The following is a 16,006-nucleotide window of genomic DNA, read 5'->3' as shown; positions in this document are numbered from 1 at the left end:
GCAGGCCCGAGCTGACGCGAGCGGGCTCGATCCCGGCCCGAGCCGGTCAGCGTCTGAGCGTCGCGCCGAGCGTGGGCTCAGTTCCGGGCCAGCACCTCACGGGCGAGGTCGACGTCGAACACCACGGAGTCGATCGCCCCGCTGCGCAGGACCCCGAGCACCCCCGCGGCCTTCTCCGCTCCGGCGGCCACCCCCAGCACCTCGGGGATCCGCAGCAGCTCCGAGAAGGTCACCGCGAGCACCCGCTGATCCGTCGGCCCGCCCAGCGGCACCCCGTGCGCGTCGATGAAGCGCCCGCACACATCGCCCACCGGCTGCTGGGCCTCGAAGGTCGCCCGCTCGGACTCGCTCAGCCGCATCAGCTCGAGCACATGCGGGGAGGAGTGCACCCCGTGGGAGCCGATGCCCACGAGCGCGAGCTCCACCTGCGCGGCCGCCGTCAGCACCCTGCCGATGCTGGACTCGGCGCGGAGCGTCGCCACCGTGGTCGCGGATTCGAGCACCGCCGGGGCGTAGAGCGTCTGCGGCGTCGACCCCAACCGGGAGGCGAGCACCTTCAGCACGGACTCCCCGGAGTCGAACTGGTCCAGCGCGCTGTGCCCGCCCACCAGCGGCAGCACCGCCGGGGTGCGGCGCAGCTGGAGGGTCTCCAGCTGCGCGACCACGTTCTGGACCGTCCGCCCCCAGGACACCCCGATGCTGCGCACGCCCGCTGCCCGCTCGGTGAGCACCGCAGCGCCTTCGCGGGCGACCGACTCCATCGCCGTGGCCCGCGGGGCGGAGACCACATGCACCGCACGCAAAGAGAATGCCGCCCGCAGCGCCGCCTCGAGGGTCTCGTCCCGTCGCGGCGGCCCCTCCGGATCATGGATCGTGATCTCCACGATCCCGCGATCCCGCGCCTGCGTGAGGATCCGCGAGACGTTCGAGCGGGACAGCCCCAGTTCCTGCGCGACCTCCGTCTGAGAGCGATTCTGCTCGTAGTAGAGCCGCGCCGCCCTCACCACCACGGCGGAATCACGAGGGGCAGGCATGGGCGCTCCTGATCAGGTGGGGTCATGAGGGGCTGGCGGCGCACGGGACGCGTCCGGCCGGATCAGCCCAGGGTACGCAGGCTGTCGACCGGGAGGTGTCAGAATCAGGGGGTCGCTACCCACGGAGGAACCATGAGCACAGATCCGAGGCCGCCCGCGGCCGAGGGGCCCGCCGCGCCTCTCGCCCTGACCGTGGTCCTGTCCCACCTGGACGTCTCCGACAGCGAGGACGCACTCCGTTCCCTCGCGGGCCGGCTGCTGGACGCCGGGGCGGTCACCCTGGACTTCCCCGAGGCGCTGCGCACCCGGGAGCGGACCTATCCCACCGGCCTGCCCACCCCGATCCCCACCGCGATCCCGCATGCGGATCCCCTGCACGTGCTGGTGCCGGGGCTCGCGGTCGCGACCCTCGCCCGGCCGGTCACCTTCGGGGAGATGGGCACCCGAGACGGCACCGTCGAGGTGCGGCTGGTGGCGATGCCGCTGCTCACCGACGCCCGTGAGCATCTCGCCGCCCTGCAACAGCTGATGGGCCTGCTCAGCGACGAACTCGCCGTGCAGCACCTGCTGGATGCCTCCGACGACGAGGAGCTGCGCCGACGGTTCGAGGCGCGCCTGGCGAGCATCCTCCCGGCCGTCTCCGGACATGAGCCGCCGCCCACCGCCGGGGCTGAGGAGGCCGGCGCATGAGCCCGAGGACCCCGCGAGTGGCCGTGAAGGCGCTCATCATCCGTGATCGGCAGGTCCTCATGAACCGGTACGTCCATCCCGCCGGACACGAGATGTTCGAGCTGCCCGGTGGCGGCCAGGAGCACGGCGAGGACCAGCCCACCGCCCTGATCCGTGAGTGCCGGGAGGAGATCGGTGCCCGTGTCGAGGTGCATCAGGTGGCCTGCCTGTATGAGTTCATGACCGAGCGGAGCGTGCGCGACGACTCCCCGATCGCGCCCTTCCATCAGGTCAACGTGGCCTATTGGTGCGGGCTGGCCGAGGGGGAGGAGCCCGGTGAGGGCACCGCCCCCGACGGCCGCCAGGCAGGGACCGCCTGGCTGGCGCTGGATCGACTCGACGACTACGACGTCAAACCGCCCGCGCTCGCCCGCTGGCTCGAGTCCGATCCCAGCGACCGGCCGCTCTCCCTGGGGGTGAGCCGAGCCTGAGCGGCTAGTCTGGAAGGGCTTACCCACGCGGCACCCCGCCGTGCCCCGGAGCAGGTCCCCAGCGCAAGGAGCACCATGACCACCTCGCCCAGCATCGCCTTCCGCGACGGCCGTTCGATCCCGCAGCTCGGCTACGGCGTGTGGAAGGTCGAGAACGCAGTCGCCTCGGACGTCGTGGTCAAGGCCCTCGAGGCCGGCTACCGCCACGTGGACACCGCTCGCGGCTACAACAACGAGGCCGGTGTGGGCCAGGCGCTGAAGACCGCCGGGCTCGCCCGCGACGAGGTGTTCGTGACCTCCAAGGTCCCCAACCAGGACCAGGGCCGCGACAAGACCCTCGCCTCCTTCGACGCGACCATGGAGGATCTGGGCCTCGAGGAGCTCGACCTCTATCTGATCCATTGGCCCGCCCCGTCCAAGGGTCTGGCCGTGGAGACCTGGAAGGCTCTCGTGGAGCTGCAGGAGCAGGGCCGCATCCGCTCGATCGGCACCTCGAACTTCCGGATCGAGGACATCATCGCGCTCGAGTCCGAGACCGGGGTGCTGCCGGTGCTCAACCAGATCGAGCTGCACCCGTACATCAACCAGCCCGAGCTGCGCGAGTTCCATGCCGGCAAGGGCATCGTCACCGAGTCCTGGTCGCCGCTCGGCCAAGGAGGCGGTGAGCTCGAGGACCCCGTCATCACGCAGATCGCGGACGCCCGGGGTGCGACCCCTGCGCAGGTGCTGATCGCCTGGAACCTGGCCCTCGGCAACGTGGTGATCCCGAAGTCCGTCACCCCTGAGCGCATCGCCTCGAACTTCGCCTCGCTCGAGCTGACCCTCACCGAGGACGAGCTCGCGCAGATCAACGCCCTGGACAAGGGCGCCGAGGCCCGCCGCGGTCCGGACCCGGACGAGTTCGCCGGGCACCAGGGCGCCTGATCCGGCGTACTCCGTCTCGAGGTCGCCGGCGCCGCGACGTTCTGCGCCCGAGAAGACCGATGTGCCGGTCGGCATCGGTCTTCCAGGGAGCAGAACCTCGCCGCTGGGAACAAGGTCGCCGCTGGGAACAGTGCAGGGCAGGAGAACGCGGGGCCGGCAAACTAAGATCTGGGGATCCCACCGCGGTCGTCACCGGGGCGGTCCGTGCTGGCCACCACCGGCACAGGATCGATCACCCACCGCGCCCTCACTGCGGAGGACGTGGAACAGGCAGAGCGCACCGAGGCGCATGAAGGAGCCGGAGCATGAGCGAGGACAGCACTGAGGGCGTCACCGTCACCGGCCCCACGGACAGCACCGACGACTCCACGGCCGCCGCCACAGCTGTTCCTGTGCCGGCCGGCTCGTCGAGCGGTGCGAGCATCCTGCCCGGCGCCGCGATCGTCGGCCTCGAGGCGGATGACGCCCCCGCCGCGCTGAAGGCGCTGTCCGCCCGGCTGCGGGAGCTCGGCGCGGTCACGGACTCCTTCGAGGCGGCGGTGCTGCTGCGCGAGGAGCGGCAGCCCACCGGCCTGCCCACCTTCGTGCCGGCGGCGATCCCGCACACCGACCCGGAGCACGTGCTCACCCCGGGCCTGGCCATCGCGATCCCACGGGACCCGGTGGCGTTCGGCGAGATCGGCTCCTCCGGGGAGCGGACCATCTGGGCGGAGCTGATCGTGATGCTGGTGCTCTCCGACGCCCACAGCCAGCTCACCGCGCTCCAGGATCTGGTGGCCCGGCTGCAGGAGCCCGACGGAGTGCGCGAGCTGCTCGCCGCGACCGACGACGCGGACCTCGAACGCCGTGCGAGGGAGTGGCTCGCGGAGTGAGCCCGCTCCGCACCCCACAGGGTCGGGACATGACCCTGCCGACCGCCGCCGCTCCCGAACAGACCGGCGTCACCGACGCCCTGCTCGACGCGCCGGTGAGGTGGACCGTGGAGGACGTGTAGGGATTCCAGGGCCGCCAGTGCCACGGCACCGCGGCCCGGACTGCGGCGGGGGCCAGTTGCCACCTGGACTAGCCGCGGGTGCGGGCGGCGGCGGCGATGTCCTGCAGGTCCTGCTCCATAGCGGTGCGGGTCGCGCGCGTCCCGATCCCGGCCAGCATCGAGGTGGCCAGCGCCTTCAGCCCGCTCTGCGGAGGCTGCTCGGCGCTGAACGCCATGTGCAGCTCGGTGCCGCCGGCCACCCGGGGGCGCAGCGTGAACTCGGTGCGGTAGAGCAGATCGCCCACGGGGGAGAGGATCACGGTGCTGCGGTGCGGCGTGGACTCGGCGACCTCCATCTCCATGGTGTCCTTCATCCCGAACATCGTGCGGGTCTCACGCCAGCGGGTGCCCACATCGTAGGGGCCGTCGGTCAGCAGCTCGATCGCGTCGACCCCGGTCAGGGTCTCGGCCGCGGAGCCGAGGTCGGAGATCGCCGTCCATACGGCCTCCGGGGAGGCGTCGATGAACTGGGTCAGACCGATCCGGGGTGTGCTCATGGACACCAGGCTAGGCCCTGTGCCCGGGCCTAGGAGCGTGCCGCGGCCAGAGCGTCCACCGCCCGGATCAGCCCCAGGTGGCTGAAGGCCTGGGGGAAGTTCCCGGCCATCCGGCGGGCTCCGGTGTCGTACTCCTCGGCCAGCAGGTGAAGGTCGTTCCCGCAGGCCAACAGGGTGTCGAACAAGGTCTTGGCGTCGGCCGTGCGGCCGGAGGCGGCGTACTGCTCGACCAGCCAGAAGCAGCACACCAGGAAGGGGTGCTCGTCGCCGGGCAGACCGTCCTGGCCCTGGGTGCGGTAGCGCAGGATCAGACCGTCCTCGACGTGGAGGTCCTGTTCGATCCGGCCGACGGTGGCGAGCATGCGGGGATCATCCGCCGGCAGGAACCCGGTGTGCGGGATCTGCAGCAGCGACGCATCCACCTCGGTGGAGCCGTAGGTCTGGGTAAAGGCGCCGTCGGGGCCGACGCCGCGGGACAGCACCTCCTCGCGCACCTGCTCCCGCAGCCGCTCCCAGAGCGCCAGCTCCTCGGCACTCGCCGGCAGCCCATGGCTGCGCACCGCGTCGATCGCCCGGTCGAACACTGCCCAGACCATCACCCGGCCGTGGGTGAAGAAGGCCGGCTCCCCACGCATCTCCCAGATGCCCTGATCGGGCTGGTCCAGACGGTCGATGGTGAAGCGCACCAGCGCCTTCTGCAAGGGCCAGGACCACTGCGTCTCCTCGACTCCGGCGTCACGCATCATCGCCAGTGCGATCATCACCTCGCCCACCACGTCGGCCTGGAACTGTCCGGCCGCGCCGTTGCCGATCCGCACCGGCACGGAGTTCTCATAGCCGGGCAGGTGCGGCAGCTCCCGTTCCATCAGGTTCCGGTCCCCGGTGATCGAGTACATGATCTGCAACCGCTCGGGGTCCCCGGCGATCGCCCGCAGCAGCCACTCCCGCCACCCCGCGGCGCCGTCGACGTGCCCGTGGGTCAGCAGCGCCTCGAGCGAGAGCGCCGCATCGCGCAGCCAGCAGAAGCGGTAATCCCAGTTGCGCACCCCGCCGAAATCCTCGGGGAGGCTGGTGGTGGCCGCGGCGACGATCCCCCCGGTGCGGCGATGGGTCAGTGCCCGCAGCACCAGCAGGGAACGGGCCACCGGCTGGGCATGCTCCTCGTGGACCCTCACCTTTCCCAGCCAGTCCGTCCACTCCGCGGTGGTGCGCTCGAGCTCCCTGCGGGTGTCCCGCGCCGGGGGCACCTCGAGCCAGGAGGGGAACCAGGTGAGGATCCAGGCAGCCTCCTCTCCGACGGTCAGGAGGTGACGTCCCTGGTGGGAACGGTTCTCTCCGGCGGTCAGCGGCGGTCCGTGCAGCGCGATCCCATCACCGCCTGCGATCGCGATCAGCACCTCCTCGCCGGCCGTGTCCTCGCCCCGCCGCACCCAGGGCGCGGCCAGCCCGTACTCGAAGCGGATCTTCAGCTCCTGGACCACCTCGACCTCGCCGCTGGTGCAGCGCACCAGGCGGATCAGATCGGCGTGGTCCTCGACGTCGCCGCGCAGGGACGCCGCGGAGCCGGGCGACGTGCCGGACGCGGAACCCGCCGCGGAGCCGGCGGCCTCTCCAGTCTCCTCGCCGTCACGTGCCGCGTCGGAGCCCTTCGCACCGGCCGACCCGCTGCCGGGCATTCCGGAGTCGGTGCTCTCGGCCTCGGTCGTGGAGGCGTCACCCCCGGCGATCGGCATGAACTCGGTGATGGTCGCCGTCCCGGTGGGGGAGCGCCACTGGGTCTCCAGCACCATCGTGCCGGGGAGGTATCGGCGCGAGAGGACCTCGCCGTCGGCGATCTGCAGCGACCAGTGGCCGTGCTCCTCAGTGCCCAGAAGCGAGCAGAACACCGCATCGGAGTCGAAGCGAGGCAGACACAGCCAGTCGATGTCCCCCTCGCGTGTGACGAGCGCGGTGGTGCGCTGATCGGAGAGCAGGGCGTGGTCTTCGATGAGGGGTGCAGCCATGGTGCCAGTCCATCACGGCCGGGGCGGTTCGGGGAGGACTGCGGTGGATTCATGACTGCCGCGCCTCCGCGCTCGCCGAGGGGCGGGAGATCCTGGTGGCGGGCCGTCGGGTCGCGACCATCAAGAACAAGACCGTCGGGACGCTCTCCCCACCGCCATGAGCGGGGGCCTCGCAGAAATGCACCCCGGCGACTCATGCGCGGGCCGTCATGAGTCGCCAGTGTGCATTTCTGACCTCGGGGGAGAGCCGGGGGTCAGTCCTCGTCGTCGGCGGACTGCTCAGGCTCCGCACCGGTGACGAACTCGCTGAGGTGCTGCGAGAGGGCGAGCCGGCTGGGCTCGTGGCAGTACATCATGTGCCCCGCCTCGTAGTACTCGATGCGGATCCGCTCGCTGTAGTCCTCGCGCGGGATCGCGAGCTGGGCGAGCACGGTCTCGCTGGCGTGGAACGGGGTCGCGGCGTCGTGATAGCCGTGGGAGACCAGCACCTTGGTGTGCGGGGACTTCCGCAGCAGCCGGGCGAGATCCGAGGCGACCTCGACCGAGCGGTTCTCGAAGTCCTTGTAGCTCCACGGGTGGACGCGGCCGGACATGATCTCGTAGATGACGTCGGAGGAGAACCCGAGCTCGCTGCGCAGGTACTGGTTGATCGCCGCGGTGTACGACGGGGCGAGCTGATCGATCGACGGATCCGTCTCCATCTTCGCGGAGTTCCCGTGACCCGCCGGGGCGGTGAAGCGGCCGTCGATCCGCCCGGTGACCAGGCCCTGGTCGCGCAGCAGCTCGGCGAGGAAGGCCAGGTGCTCCACGCGCAGATTCGCGCGCTCCACCCACTCCGGCTCCACCCCGATCAGGGCGCCGATGCGGGCAGCGGCCTCCTGCAGTTGCTCGGGGGCCAGGCGCAGCCCGGCGGCGAGCAGCGCGGGGTACTCCTGCTCGGCGAAGGCCTCCGCCTCATCGACCACATCCTGCAGCAGCCTGCCCTCGTGCTTGCCGTGCGCGTGGGCGATCGCCGCGTAGGTGGGCAGGTAGTGGAGGTAGGGGCTGTCGTTGCCCGCGGAGAACACGATCGTGCCGAAGTCGAGCACCGGCGAGATCAGCGCGATCCCGGCGACGGCCACGTAGTAGCGGTCCATCAGATGGGCGGCGACCGCGGAGGCGCGGGTGGTGCCGTACGACTCCCCGGCCAGGTGGATCGGGGAGGTCCAGCGCTGATTGCGGCTCAGCCAGTCGATGATGAACACGGCGATGAGGTCACGGTCGGCGGTGAGCCCGTGATGGCGGTCCGGCTTCTGCCCGGGAGCGGGGCGGGAGTAGCCGGTGGTCATCGCATCGACCACCACGAGATCGGCGTCGCGCAGGATCGTCTCGTGGTTGTCCAGCAGCCGGTGCGGGGGAGCGGTCGGGGCGCCGGCATCCCCGGAGTCCACGCGGCGGGGTCCCAGCAGGCCCAGGTGCAGCCAGACGGTCGAGGCGCCCGGCCCGCCGTTGAAGGCGAACAACACCGGGCGCGGCTCCGTGCCGTCGACGCCCTGGGCGACGTAGGAGACGGAGAACAGCTCCGCGTAAGCGGTGCCGCGCCCGTACTCCTCACCCTCGGGCTCCTCCTTCAGCACCACGGTGCCCGCGGTGGCCGTGTAGTCGAGCGCGCCGTCCGGGAGGGTCAGCGAGTGCAGTGTGGTGACCAGGTGGTCCTCACGGGCGGACTGCTCGGCGGCGGTCGACGGGTCGGGGGATGTGCCTGCGGCGGTCACTGCGGGGTGCGGCTGGTCGGTCACTCGTGCTCCTTCGTCGGATGCGGCGTCGCCATCGATGCTATGCGAGCCGTGCAGGCCTGCGACGCGCGGGCGCGGGACTCGCGAGGCCACCGCGACACGCGGGTGGGGAGTGCACGAAACCACCGACATCTGCCAGGAATGGGAGATATCGGTGGTGTCGACGGCCTCCGCCCGGCGCGTCCGAGGCAGGCCCCGGCGCATCGGGGGCAGGACCGGGGACGTCCGCCGAGGTCCGGCGCGTCCGAGATCGGAGCGGGGAAGCTGAGTCCGGGCGAGACTCGGCGGGCTCAGTCGAGCGCTGCGATGTCGCGGGGCTCCTCGGCGCCGTCCTCGTTCTCGCGCACGATCATCCGGATCGGGTCCAGCTTCGTCCAGACGAGGAAGAGGATCCCGACGATGACCATCGTCAGGCCCGCCCAGAGATTGGCGTTGACCCCGCCGGTCTTCGCGGCCTCGGCCGGGGTGAAGGCGAACAGGCCCATCACCAGCAGCACCAGGCCGAACAGGCCCAGCAGGGTGCCGATGAAGTTGCGGATGTCGAAGGCGCCTGCGGTCCGGACCGCAGCGGCTTCGGGGGTGCCGGATCCGCGGTCCGCGGTCCGGTTCTGATCCTTGTGTGTGTTCATGGGTTCTCTTCTCCGTCCGCGCTCAGGCGAAGACGATGTTCAGGATGATGACCAGGACCAGGGCGATGCCGGCCATGGGGGCGGGACGGCGCCAGAAGGGCAGGTCCTTCTCGTCGGGATCCACCAGGTCGGCCTTCGGGGTCTCCGAGTAGACCAGGCCCTTCAGCTCGTGCGCGGGCTTCGGGGCGGTGAACTGGGTGACGATCACCGAGACCACGATGTCGACGACGAACGCCGTCGCGGCGCTCACGAAGGCGAGGCCCTGGCCCGGCAGCTCGAAGACGCCGAAGAAGGTCGAGGCGCTCCACAGGGCGACGGCGGCGAGGGTGCCGGAGACCAGCCCGGCCCAGCCGGCCGTCGGCGTCATCCTCTTCCAGAACATGCCCAGGATGAAGGTCGCGAACAGCGGGGCGTTGAAGAACCCGAAGAGGGTCTGCAGGTAGTCCATGAGGTTCGAGAACTGGCCGGCGATCAGTGCGGTGAAGATCGCGATCACGCAGGCCGCGGCGGTCGCGATGCGGCCCACCTTCATGTAGTGGCCGTCGGGCGCGTCCTTCTTCACGTACTGCTGGTAGAGGTCGTAGCTGACCACCGTGTTGAAGGCGGAGATGTTCGCGGCCATGCCGGCCATGAACGCGGCCAGCAGGCCGGCGATCGCCACACCCAGCAGGCCGTTGGGCAGCACGTCCCGCATCAGCAGCAGCAGGGCGTCGTTGTAGGTGACACCGGTGGCCGCGGCACCGGCCGCGTCCCCGCCCACGTCCAGCTGCTTGAACTCGGTGAGCTCGCCGACCAGGATCGCGGCGATCATGCCGGGGACGATCACGATGAAGGGGATCAGCATCTTGGGGAAGGCGCCGATGATCGGGGTCATCCGGGCGGCGGTGATCGACTTGCTGGCCATTGCGCGCTGGACCTCCACGAAGTTCGTGGTCCAGTAGCCGAAGGAGAGCACGAAGCCGAGGCCGAACACGATGCCCACCACGGACAGCACCGGGCTGTCGAAGCCGGAGAGCGCCTGGCCGGGCCAGGTGTGCAGCTGCTCCTCGCCGAGCATGCCGTCACCGGCGATGCGCTCCTTCATCCCGCTCCACCCGCCCACGCGGTGCAGGCCGATCAGGGTCAGCGGCAGCAGCGCTGCGACGATCACGAAGAACTGCAGCACCTCGTTGTAGATCGCGGCGGAGAGCCCGCCCACGGTGATGTAGAACAGCACGAAAGCGGCGGCGAGCACGAGGCCCACCCACATCGGCCAGCCCAGCAGGCGATTCACGATCGTGGCCAGCAGTGAGAGGTTCACGCCGGCGATCAGCAGCTGCGCGACGGCGAAGCTGATCGAGTTCACCAGGTGCGCCCCGGTGCCGAAGCGCATGCGCATGAACTCGGGGACCGAGCGCACCTTGGAGCCGTAGTAGAAGGGCATCATCACCACGCCCAGGAACAGCATCGCGGGCACCGCGCCGACCCAGAAGTAGTGCATGGTCGGCATGCCGTACTGGGCGCCGGTGGCGGACATGCCCATGATCTCGACGGCGCCGAGGTTGGCGGAGATGAAGGCGAGGCCGGTGACCCAGGCGGGCAGCGAGCGTCCCGAGAGGAAGAATTCGATGGAGGTGGAGACGCCGCGCTTGGCGTACCAGCCCACTCCGAGCACGAAGGCGAAGTACAACGCGATGATCGCGTAGTCGATCCATTGGGCGTCGAGGCGGAGGTCGACCATGAAGCAATTCCTTGGGGACGGGGAGGCGCGGGGCGGCGGAGGCCGCGGGGAGCGCGCGGATGAGGCGGCAGCCGGAGGTGCCGGAGCGCGACGTTACCACCGGGTAGTTCGTCAGGTGCACCGGATGCAGGCAACGGCGGGCCAAGAGGGCGGCAGTGTGGTGCTTACCGCATCTGCAGGGCCTCGAGCGGGGCGCTGTGCGGTGCGCCGCGAGGGACTCGACGGGGATGCGCGGCGTGTCGGACCGCGCCCGCTCTTCCTATTCGTGAACGTTCACGGTAGCATCCTTGCCATCCACCGGATCGGCGCTACGCTCTGGGGGTATTCACCGACGAATTGTGACAGGGAGAGCGATGACGCCACGTCTTTCACGCCGAGCCGCGCTGGCGGGAGGCGGTGCGGCATTCGCCGCCGGCCTTGCCGCCTGCGCGCCGCCGAACCCCGGAGAGGTGAACGCAGAGCCCACCATTCCGCCGGCGGACGGCAAAGTCCACCTCAGCTATTGGGCCTGGCTCAAGGACCTGCAGAACGTCTGCGATGTCTTCAACCAGTCCCAGGACCGGATCCAGGTCGACGCCACGTGGATCCCCGGAGGCAACAGCGGCGGCTACGCGAAGATCCTCTCCGCCATCGCCGCCGGCGGCGGGCCGGACATCGCCCAGGTCGAGCTGCGTCAGATCCCCGAGTTCGCGCTCGCCGGCGCGCTGGTGGACCTCTCCCGCTACGGCTTCAACGAGAAGGAGTCCCTCTTCGATCCGGGTGCGATCACTCAGGCGAAGGTCGGCGACACCATCTGGGGCGTCCCGCAGGACACCGGCCCTGTGGCCACCTTCTACAACCGTGCGGTGCTCGAGGAGGAGCTGGGCCTCGCGGCCCCCGCCACCTGGGACGAGTTCTACGAGACCGCGGGCATCGTCTCCGAGGCCGGCAAGATGCTCATCAGCCTCGACCCCTCCGACGGCTCCCACCCGATCGCCTGGGTGATGCAGGCCGGCGCCAACTGGTTCCGCCCCGAGGGCGACGGGTGGATCGTCGACATGACCGGCGACGCCTCGATGCAGGTCGCCGAGTACTGGGACCGGATCTTCGCCGAGAAGCTGGTGGGCACCGGCTACGGCTCCTTCACCACGCCCTGGTATGCGGCGGCGGCCGACGGGAACGTGCTCGCCTCCATCAGCGGCTCCTGGTCCGACGCGCTGGTCAAGACCGTCCCCGACGGCGAGGGCAAGTGGGCCGTGGCGCCCATGCCCACCTGGCCCGACGGCTATGCCTCCGGCGGCCACGGCGGCTCTGCGGCCGCGGTGTCCTCCACCAGCCAGCATCCCGCCGAGGCGCTCGAGTTCCTGACCTGGATGTGCACCGACCCCGCCGGGATCGACGCCATGATCAAGCACTCCGGCATCGGCTGGTCCCCGGCCGCCGACTACATCGGCGAGAGCCGCCAGCAGCCCGATGAGTTCTTCTCGGGCCAGAACTACAACGAGGAGGTCATCGTGCCGATGGCCGAGGGTCAGAACCTCGAGTGGACCTGGGCGCCGCTGATGCAGCGGGTCCAGGCCATCGTCGGGGACGGCATGACCACCGCCGTCACCGGCGAGGTCCCGCTCGCAGACATGTTCGCCGCGGCGCAGACGGAGATCGTCGAGATCATGCGCACCATCGGCCTGAACGCGGAGGAGGCGCGATGAGATCGAGAACTGCCCCGTGGGTGCTGCTGGCACCCTTCCTGGTCCTGTTCATCGGCACGATGATCATTCCGATCATCATGGCGATCGGCTACAGCTTCACCCGAGTCGAGCGCTCCGGCCTGCTGGGGGAGGGTGGCACCAAGAGCGTCTTCGCGGGCCTGGACAACTACCTCGCCGCGCTGACCAACGCGAACTTCATCGAGTCGATCGGGCGCATGATCCTGTTCGGCGTGGTGCAGGTGACCGTGATGATCGTGGCCGCCACGATCCTGGCGCTGCTGCTGGAGAGCGCCTCGGCGAAATGGCCGGGCTTCTTCCGCGCCACCTACTTCCTGCCCTACGGGATCCCCGGCGTGATCGCCACGATCCTGTGGTCGTTCCTGTACATCCCCGGCCTCTCGCCGATCGTGGATGTCCTGGCAGTGGTCGGCATCGACGTCGACTTCCTGGGCCCGAGCATGGTGCTGTGGTCGATTGCGAACATCGTGACCTGGACCTACACCGGCTACAACATGCTGATCATCATCGCGCAGCTGAAGTCGATCCCGGGTGAGCTGTACGAGGCCGCGAAGATCGACGGCGCGACCTCCTTCCGGGTCGCGATGGCGATCCAGCTGCCGCTGATCCGCCCCGCTCTGATGCTCACGATCATCTTCTCGATCATCGGCACCCTGCAGCTGTTCGCCGAACCGCGACTGCTGCAGACCATGAGCGCAGGCATCACCTCGGAGTACACCCCGAACATGTCCGCCTACGCCTTCGCGTTCCAGTACAACGACATCGGCATGGCGGCGGCGCAGTCCGTGATCATCGCACTGGCCGCCTTCCTGCTCTCGGCGGTCGCGCTGGGGGTCTCCAACTGGACGGAGAAGCGCTCATGAGCACCGCCGAGATCGACACGACGACCACCGGACGACGCAAGCCGCTCGGCAACGCCGCCAAGGCAGCCCGAGGAGACGGTCGCGCCGGAGCCCGCGACGCCGGTCGCAAGCCGACCACCACGATCATCGTCACCGCACTGCTGGCGATCGTGGCGCTCTACTTCCTGGTCCCCGTCTACTGGGTGGTCATCAACGCCACCAAGTCCACCGAGGACCTGTTCGGCACCAGCGGCTTCTGGTTCGGTGAGAACTTCCAGCTGCTGGAGAACATGCGCGCCGTGCTCGACGCGAACGGCGGCATCTTCCCGCGCTGGGGTCTGAACTCCCTGCTGTATGCGGGCGTCGGCTCGGTGCTGGCGACCTACTTCGCCACCGCCGCCGGCTACGCCCTGGCCAAGTACCGCTTCCGGGGCCGAAACTTCGTGTACGCGCTGGTCCTGGGGGGAGTGCTGGTCCCCGGCACCGCCGTCGCCCTGCCGCTGTTCTTCCTGTTCAGCTCGATGGGCATCACCAACACCTACTGGTCGGTGCTGATCCCCTCGCTGGTGAGCCCGTTCGGGCTGTTCCTCGCCTCGATCTACGCGAGCGCCGCAGTGCCCGAGGAGATGCTCGAGGCGGGCCGGATCGACGGGGTGGGGGAGCTGGGCCTGTTCCATCGCCTCGCCCTGCCGCAGCTGACCCCCGCGCTGGTGACCATCCTGCTGTTCCAGTTCGTCGCGATCTGGAACAACTACATGCTCCCGCTGGTCATGCTGGCCGACGAGAAGCTGTACCCGATCACCCTGGGCCTGGACAACTGGCGGGCGCAGACGGATCGCCTGCCGGAGTTCTACCAGCTCACCATCGGTGGCGCCCTGCTCTCGGTGATCCCGCTGGCGATCCTCATCCTGGTGCTGCAGCGCTTCTGGCGCGGCGGCCTCACAGAGGGCTCGGTCAAGGGCTGACCCCCGGCCATCGGCCTGAGAGGACGCGGCCCGGCCCGCGCTGACAGGGGCCGACCCGGCCTGCGCCGACGCGATTGTGCGCTGTGCTTCCGTTCTTGGAAGCACAGCGCACAATCGCGTTTGAGGGTAGGGACCAGGGCAGGGGTCGGGACAGGGGGGGGAGGGAGAGTCGGCGGAGCGGGGTCACAGCGGCAGAACCGCGTCGATGCATCCCCCGGAAGGGGATGGCCCGGCAGTGAGCGCGCCACCCAGCACAGCGGCTCCGCCTCTTGCGTCCGTGGTGGGGCATCGCCTTTGATAGCGGCATGACCATTGACGTTCCCGGCCTCCCGCCACGCTCGCCGCTGGGCCGTCTCTCGCTCGGCCGCCGCGTGGTGCTCGCCGGTGCAGCGGCCCTGCCGCTGGCCGCCGTCGGCCTGACCGCCTGCGGCACGGAGGGCGACGGCGGGGCCGAGCCCGATCTCAGCGCGGAGCTCCCGCGGGCCGAGCCGGGCCCGGCGGAGGGCGCCGGCGACATGGTGGCTCCCTTCACCGCGAGGATGCTCGGCGCGATCGACCGCTCCGAGGTCAATGCGGTCTGCTCGCCGCTGTCTGCGCAGGTCGCGCTCACCATGGCCGGGATGGGCGCGGCCGGGAGCACCCGTTCCCAGATGGAGGAGGTGCTCGGCGGGAGCATGGAGGACCTCGCCGAGGGCGCGAACACGCTCTCGCAGCTGCTGGCGACCGTCGGCGAGCAGGAGCGGGAGCAGGATGACGACGAAGCGCCCGAGCCGGCGGTCGCCTCGCTCGTGAACGGCACCTGGCTCCAGGAGGGCTTCGAGGTCCAGCAGAGCTTCCTCGAGGACCTCGCCACCTGGTTCGGCAGCGGGGTCTTCGAGGCGGACTTCACCGATGACGCCACGCGGGAGGGGGCGCGGCAAGGGATCAACGACTGGGTCGAGGAGTCCACGGACGACCTCATCGAAGAGCTCCTCCCGGAGGGCATCCTGACCGCCGACACCCGACTGGTGCTCGTCAACGCCCTGCATCTGAAGGCCGCCTGGCCCGAGGAGCTCACGAAGAGCGGCGGCACCTTCACCACCGCGGACGGTGAGGAGCTGAGCGCCGAGCTGCTCCACGGCAGCACCTCCACCTGGTACGAGGACGGGACCTGCCGCGCCACCTCCCTGGACACCTATGGCGAGGACCTCGCGCTGGCGCTCGTCCAGCCCATCGGCGGGCTCGCCGAGGTCCTCGACGCCTGGGCAGAGGCTGCCTCCGAGCAGGGCTCCGGCCTTGCTGCCCTGCTGAGCGGCCTCGAGGACTCCCACGCTTCCACTCAGCTCACCGTCCCCGCCTTCGACATCGGGTGGGACTCCTCGCTCAAGGGAACGCTCGAGAGCCTCGGCATGACCGACGCCTTCAGCAGCGCGGCCGACTTCTCGGGCATCACCGGCACGGCGGAACTGGTGATCGACGAGGTGCTGCAGAAGGCCGTGATCACGATCGACGAGCAGGGCATGGAGGCCGCTGCGGCGACTGCGGTGATCATGGCCGAGACCTCTGCCCAGATTCCTGACCATGAGCTCGTGCTGGACGCGCCGTTCCTGTTCCTCGCCTATGAGCGCTCCACGCTCGCCCCGCTGGTGGTCGGCTGGATCGGCGATCCCACCGAGACCCGCTGACGGACAGTCCCGGGCCGCAGCGCTGCTGGCGACTACCCTGGTCAGACGCACTTC

The 16,006-nt window shown here is 70.0% G+C and carries 14 protein-coding genes; 8 read left to right on the top strand and 6 right to left on the bottom strand.

The window, feature by feature from the left end; translation table 11 throughout:
* Nucleotides 1-77: 77 nt before the first annotated feature.
* Nucleotides 78-1,034, bottom strand: coding sequence for a sugar-binding transcriptional regulator (locus tag Q0937_RS12760; RefSeq protein ID WP_299304195.1), 957 nt, complete (start codon nt 1,032-1,034; stop codon nt 78-80).
* Nucleotides 1,035-1,166: 132 nt separating this feature from the next.
* Between Q0937_RS12760 and Q0937_RS12755 the strand changes: the two genes are divergently transcribed.
* From Q0937_RS12755 to Q0937_RS12740, 4 genes are all read left to right on the top strand, one after another.
* Nucleotides 1,167-1,724: a PTS sugar transporter subunit IIA gene (locus Q0937_RS12755; RefSeq protein WP_299304193.1), complete on the top strand. Its 558-nt coding sequence runs from the start codon at nt 1,167-1,169 to the stop codon at nt 1,722-1,724.
* Complete coding sequence (locus Q0937_RS12750; protein ID WP_299304191.1) at nt 1,721-2,194, top strand: NUDIX domain-containing protein; 474 nt, start codon at nt 1,721-1,723, stop codon at nt 2,192-2,194. Before Q0937_RS12755 ends, Q0937_RS12750 begins: the two co-directional genes overlap by 4 nt.
* 75 nt (nt 2,195-2,269) lie before the next feature.
* The gene (locus Q0937_RS12745) at nt 2,270-3,118 is read left to right on the top strand and encodes an aldo/keto reductase (protein WP_299304189.1); all 849 of its coding nucleotides are present in this window, start codon (nt 2,270-2,272) and stop codon (nt 3,116-3,118) included.
* A gap of 305 nt (nt 3,119-3,423) precedes the next feature.
* Nucleotides 3,424-3,990, top strand: a complete 567-nt coding sequence (locus tag Q0937_RS12740) for a PTS sugar transporter subunit IIA (protein ID WP_299304188.1) — start codon at nt 3,424-3,426, stop codon at nt 3,988-3,990.
* Nucleotides 3,991-4,180: 190 nt separating this feature from the next.
* Here the strand turns inward: Q0937_RS12740 and Q0937_RS12735 are convergent, their stop codons facing one another.
* The 5 genes from Q0937_RS12735 to Q0937_RS12715 form a co-directional block, all read right to left on the bottom strand.
* Nucleotides 4,181-4,648, bottom strand: coding sequence for an SRPBCC family protein (locus tag Q0937_RS12735; RefSeq protein WP_299304186.1), 468 nt, complete (start codon nt 4,646-4,648; stop codon nt 4,181-4,183).
* A 29-nt stretch (nt 4,649-4,677) separates the two neighbouring features.
* On the bottom strand, nt 4,678-6,651 hold the full coding sequence (locus tag Q0937_RS12730; protein ID WP_299304184.1) for a glycoside hydrolase family 15 protein: 1,974 nt from the start codon (nt 6,649-6,651) through the stop codon (nt 4,678-4,680).
* Between the two features lie 254 nt (nt 6,652-6,905).
* Nucleotides 6,906-8,429, bottom strand: coding sequence for a S10 family peptidase (locus Q0937_RS12725; RefSeq protein WP_299304183.1), 1,524 nt, complete (start codon nt 8,427-8,429; stop codon nt 6,906-6,908).
* Between the two features lie 287 nt (nt 8,430-8,716).
* Nucleotides 8,717-9,055: a hypothetical protein gene (locus Q0937_RS12720; protein WP_299304181.1), complete on the bottom strand. Its 339-nt coding sequence runs from the start codon at nt 9,053-9,055 to the stop codon at nt 8,717-8,719.
* A gap of 22 nt (nt 9,056-9,077) precedes the next feature.
* Nucleotides 9,078-10,775 carry a sodium:solute symporter family protein gene (locus Q0937_RS12715; RefSeq protein WP_299304179.1) on the bottom strand — a complete coding sequence of 566 codons (1,698 nt, stop codon included), beginning with the start codon at nt 10,773-10,775 and terminating at the stop codon, nt 9,078-9,080.
* A gap of 353 nt (nt 10,776-11,128) precedes the next feature.
* Here Q0937_RS12715 and Q0937_RS12710 point away from each other — a divergent pair, with 353 nt between their 5' ends.
* The 4 genes from Q0937_RS12710 (at nt 11,129) to Q0937_RS12695 (ending at nt 15,952) form a co-directional block, all read left to right on the top strand.
* Nucleotides 11,129-12,463, top strand: a complete 1,335-nt coding sequence (locus Q0937_RS12710) for an ABC transporter substrate-binding protein (protein ID WP_299304177.1) — start codon at nt 11,129-11,131, stop codon at nt 12,461-12,463.
* Nucleotides 12,460-13,344 (top strand): carbohydrate ABC transporter permease, encoded by an 885-nt coding sequence (locus Q0937_RS12705; protein ID WP_299304175.1) that lies wholly within the window; start codon nt 12,460-12,462, stop codon nt 13,342-13,344. Before Q0937_RS12710 ends, Q0937_RS12705 begins: the two co-directional genes overlap by 4 nt.
* Entirely contained in the window at nt 13,341-14,288 is a 948-nt protein-coding gene (locus Q0937_RS12700) for a carbohydrate ABC transporter permease (RefSeq protein ID WP_299304174.1), read from the top strand. Before Q0937_RS12705 ends, Q0937_RS12700 begins: the two co-directional genes overlap by 4 nt.
* Nucleotides 14,289-14,593: 305 nt before the next feature.
* Nucleotides 14,594-15,952 carry a serpin family protein gene (locus Q0937_RS12695; protein WP_299304172.1) on the top strand — a complete coding sequence of 453 codons (1,359 nt, stop codon included), beginning with the start codon at nt 14,594-14,596 and terminating at the stop codon, nt 15,950-15,952.
* Nucleotides 15,953-16,006: the final 54 nt, after the last annotated feature.

Source organism: uncultured Brachybacterium sp., assembly GCF_947500705.1.
Taxonomy (GTDB): domain Bacteria; phylum Actinomycetota; class Actinomycetes; order Actinomycetales; family Dermabacteraceae; genus Brachybacterium.
This window is presented reverse-complemented; position numbering and strand designations above follow the sequence as displayed.

Coding starts and splice junctions, on each gene's coding strand:
- Q0937_RS12735 (WP_299304186.1), bottom strand. CDS start 4,648: ATGAGCACACCCCGGATCGGTCTGACCCAGTTCATCGACGCCTCCCCG.
- Q0937_RS12700 (WP_299304174.1), top strand. CDS start 13,341: ATGAGCACCGCCGAGATCGACACGACGACCACCGGACGACGCAAGCCG.
- Q0937_RS12745 (WP_299304189.1), top strand. CDS start 2,270: ATGACCACCTCGCCCAGCATCGCCTTCCGCGACGGCCGTTCGATCCCG.
- Q0937_RS12750 (WP_299304191.1), top strand. CDS start 1,721: ATGAGCCCGAGGACCCCGCGAGTGGCCGTGAAGGCGCTCATCATCCGT.
- Q0937_RS12715 (WP_299304179.1), bottom strand. CDS start 10,775: ATGGTCGACCTCCGCCTCGACGCCCAATGGATCGACTACGCGATCATC.
- Q0937_RS12705 (WP_299304175.1), top strand. CDS start 12,460: ATGAGATCGAGAACTGCCCCGTGGGTGCTGCTGGCACCCTTCCTGGTC.
- Q0937_RS12710 (WP_299304177.1), top strand. CDS start 11,129: ATGACGCCACGTCTTTCACGCCGAGCCGCGCTGGCGGGAGGCGGTGCG.
- Q0937_RS12740 (WP_299304188.1), top strand. CDS start 3,424: ATGAGCGAGGACAGCACTGAGGGCGTCACCGTCACCGGCCCCACGGAC.
- Q0937_RS12695 (WP_299304172.1), top strand. CDS start 14,594: ATGACCATTGACGTTCCCGGCCTCCCGCCACGCTCGCCGCTGGGCCGT.
- Q0937_RS12755 (WP_299304193.1), top strand. CDS start 1,167: ATGAGCACAGATCCGAGGCCGCCCGCGGCCGAGGGGCCCGCCGCGCCT.
- Q0937_RS12720 (WP_299304181.1), bottom strand. CDS start 9,055: ATGAACACACACAAGGATCAGAACCGGACCGCGGACCGCGGATCCGGC.
- Q0937_RS12730 (WP_299304184.1), bottom strand. CDS start 6,651: ATGGCTGCACCCCTCATCGAAGACCACGCCCTGCTCTCCGATCAGCGC.
- Q0937_RS12760 (WP_299304195.1), bottom strand. CDS start 1,034: ATGCCTGCCCCTCGTGATTCCGCCGTGGTGGTGAGGGCGGCGCGGCTC.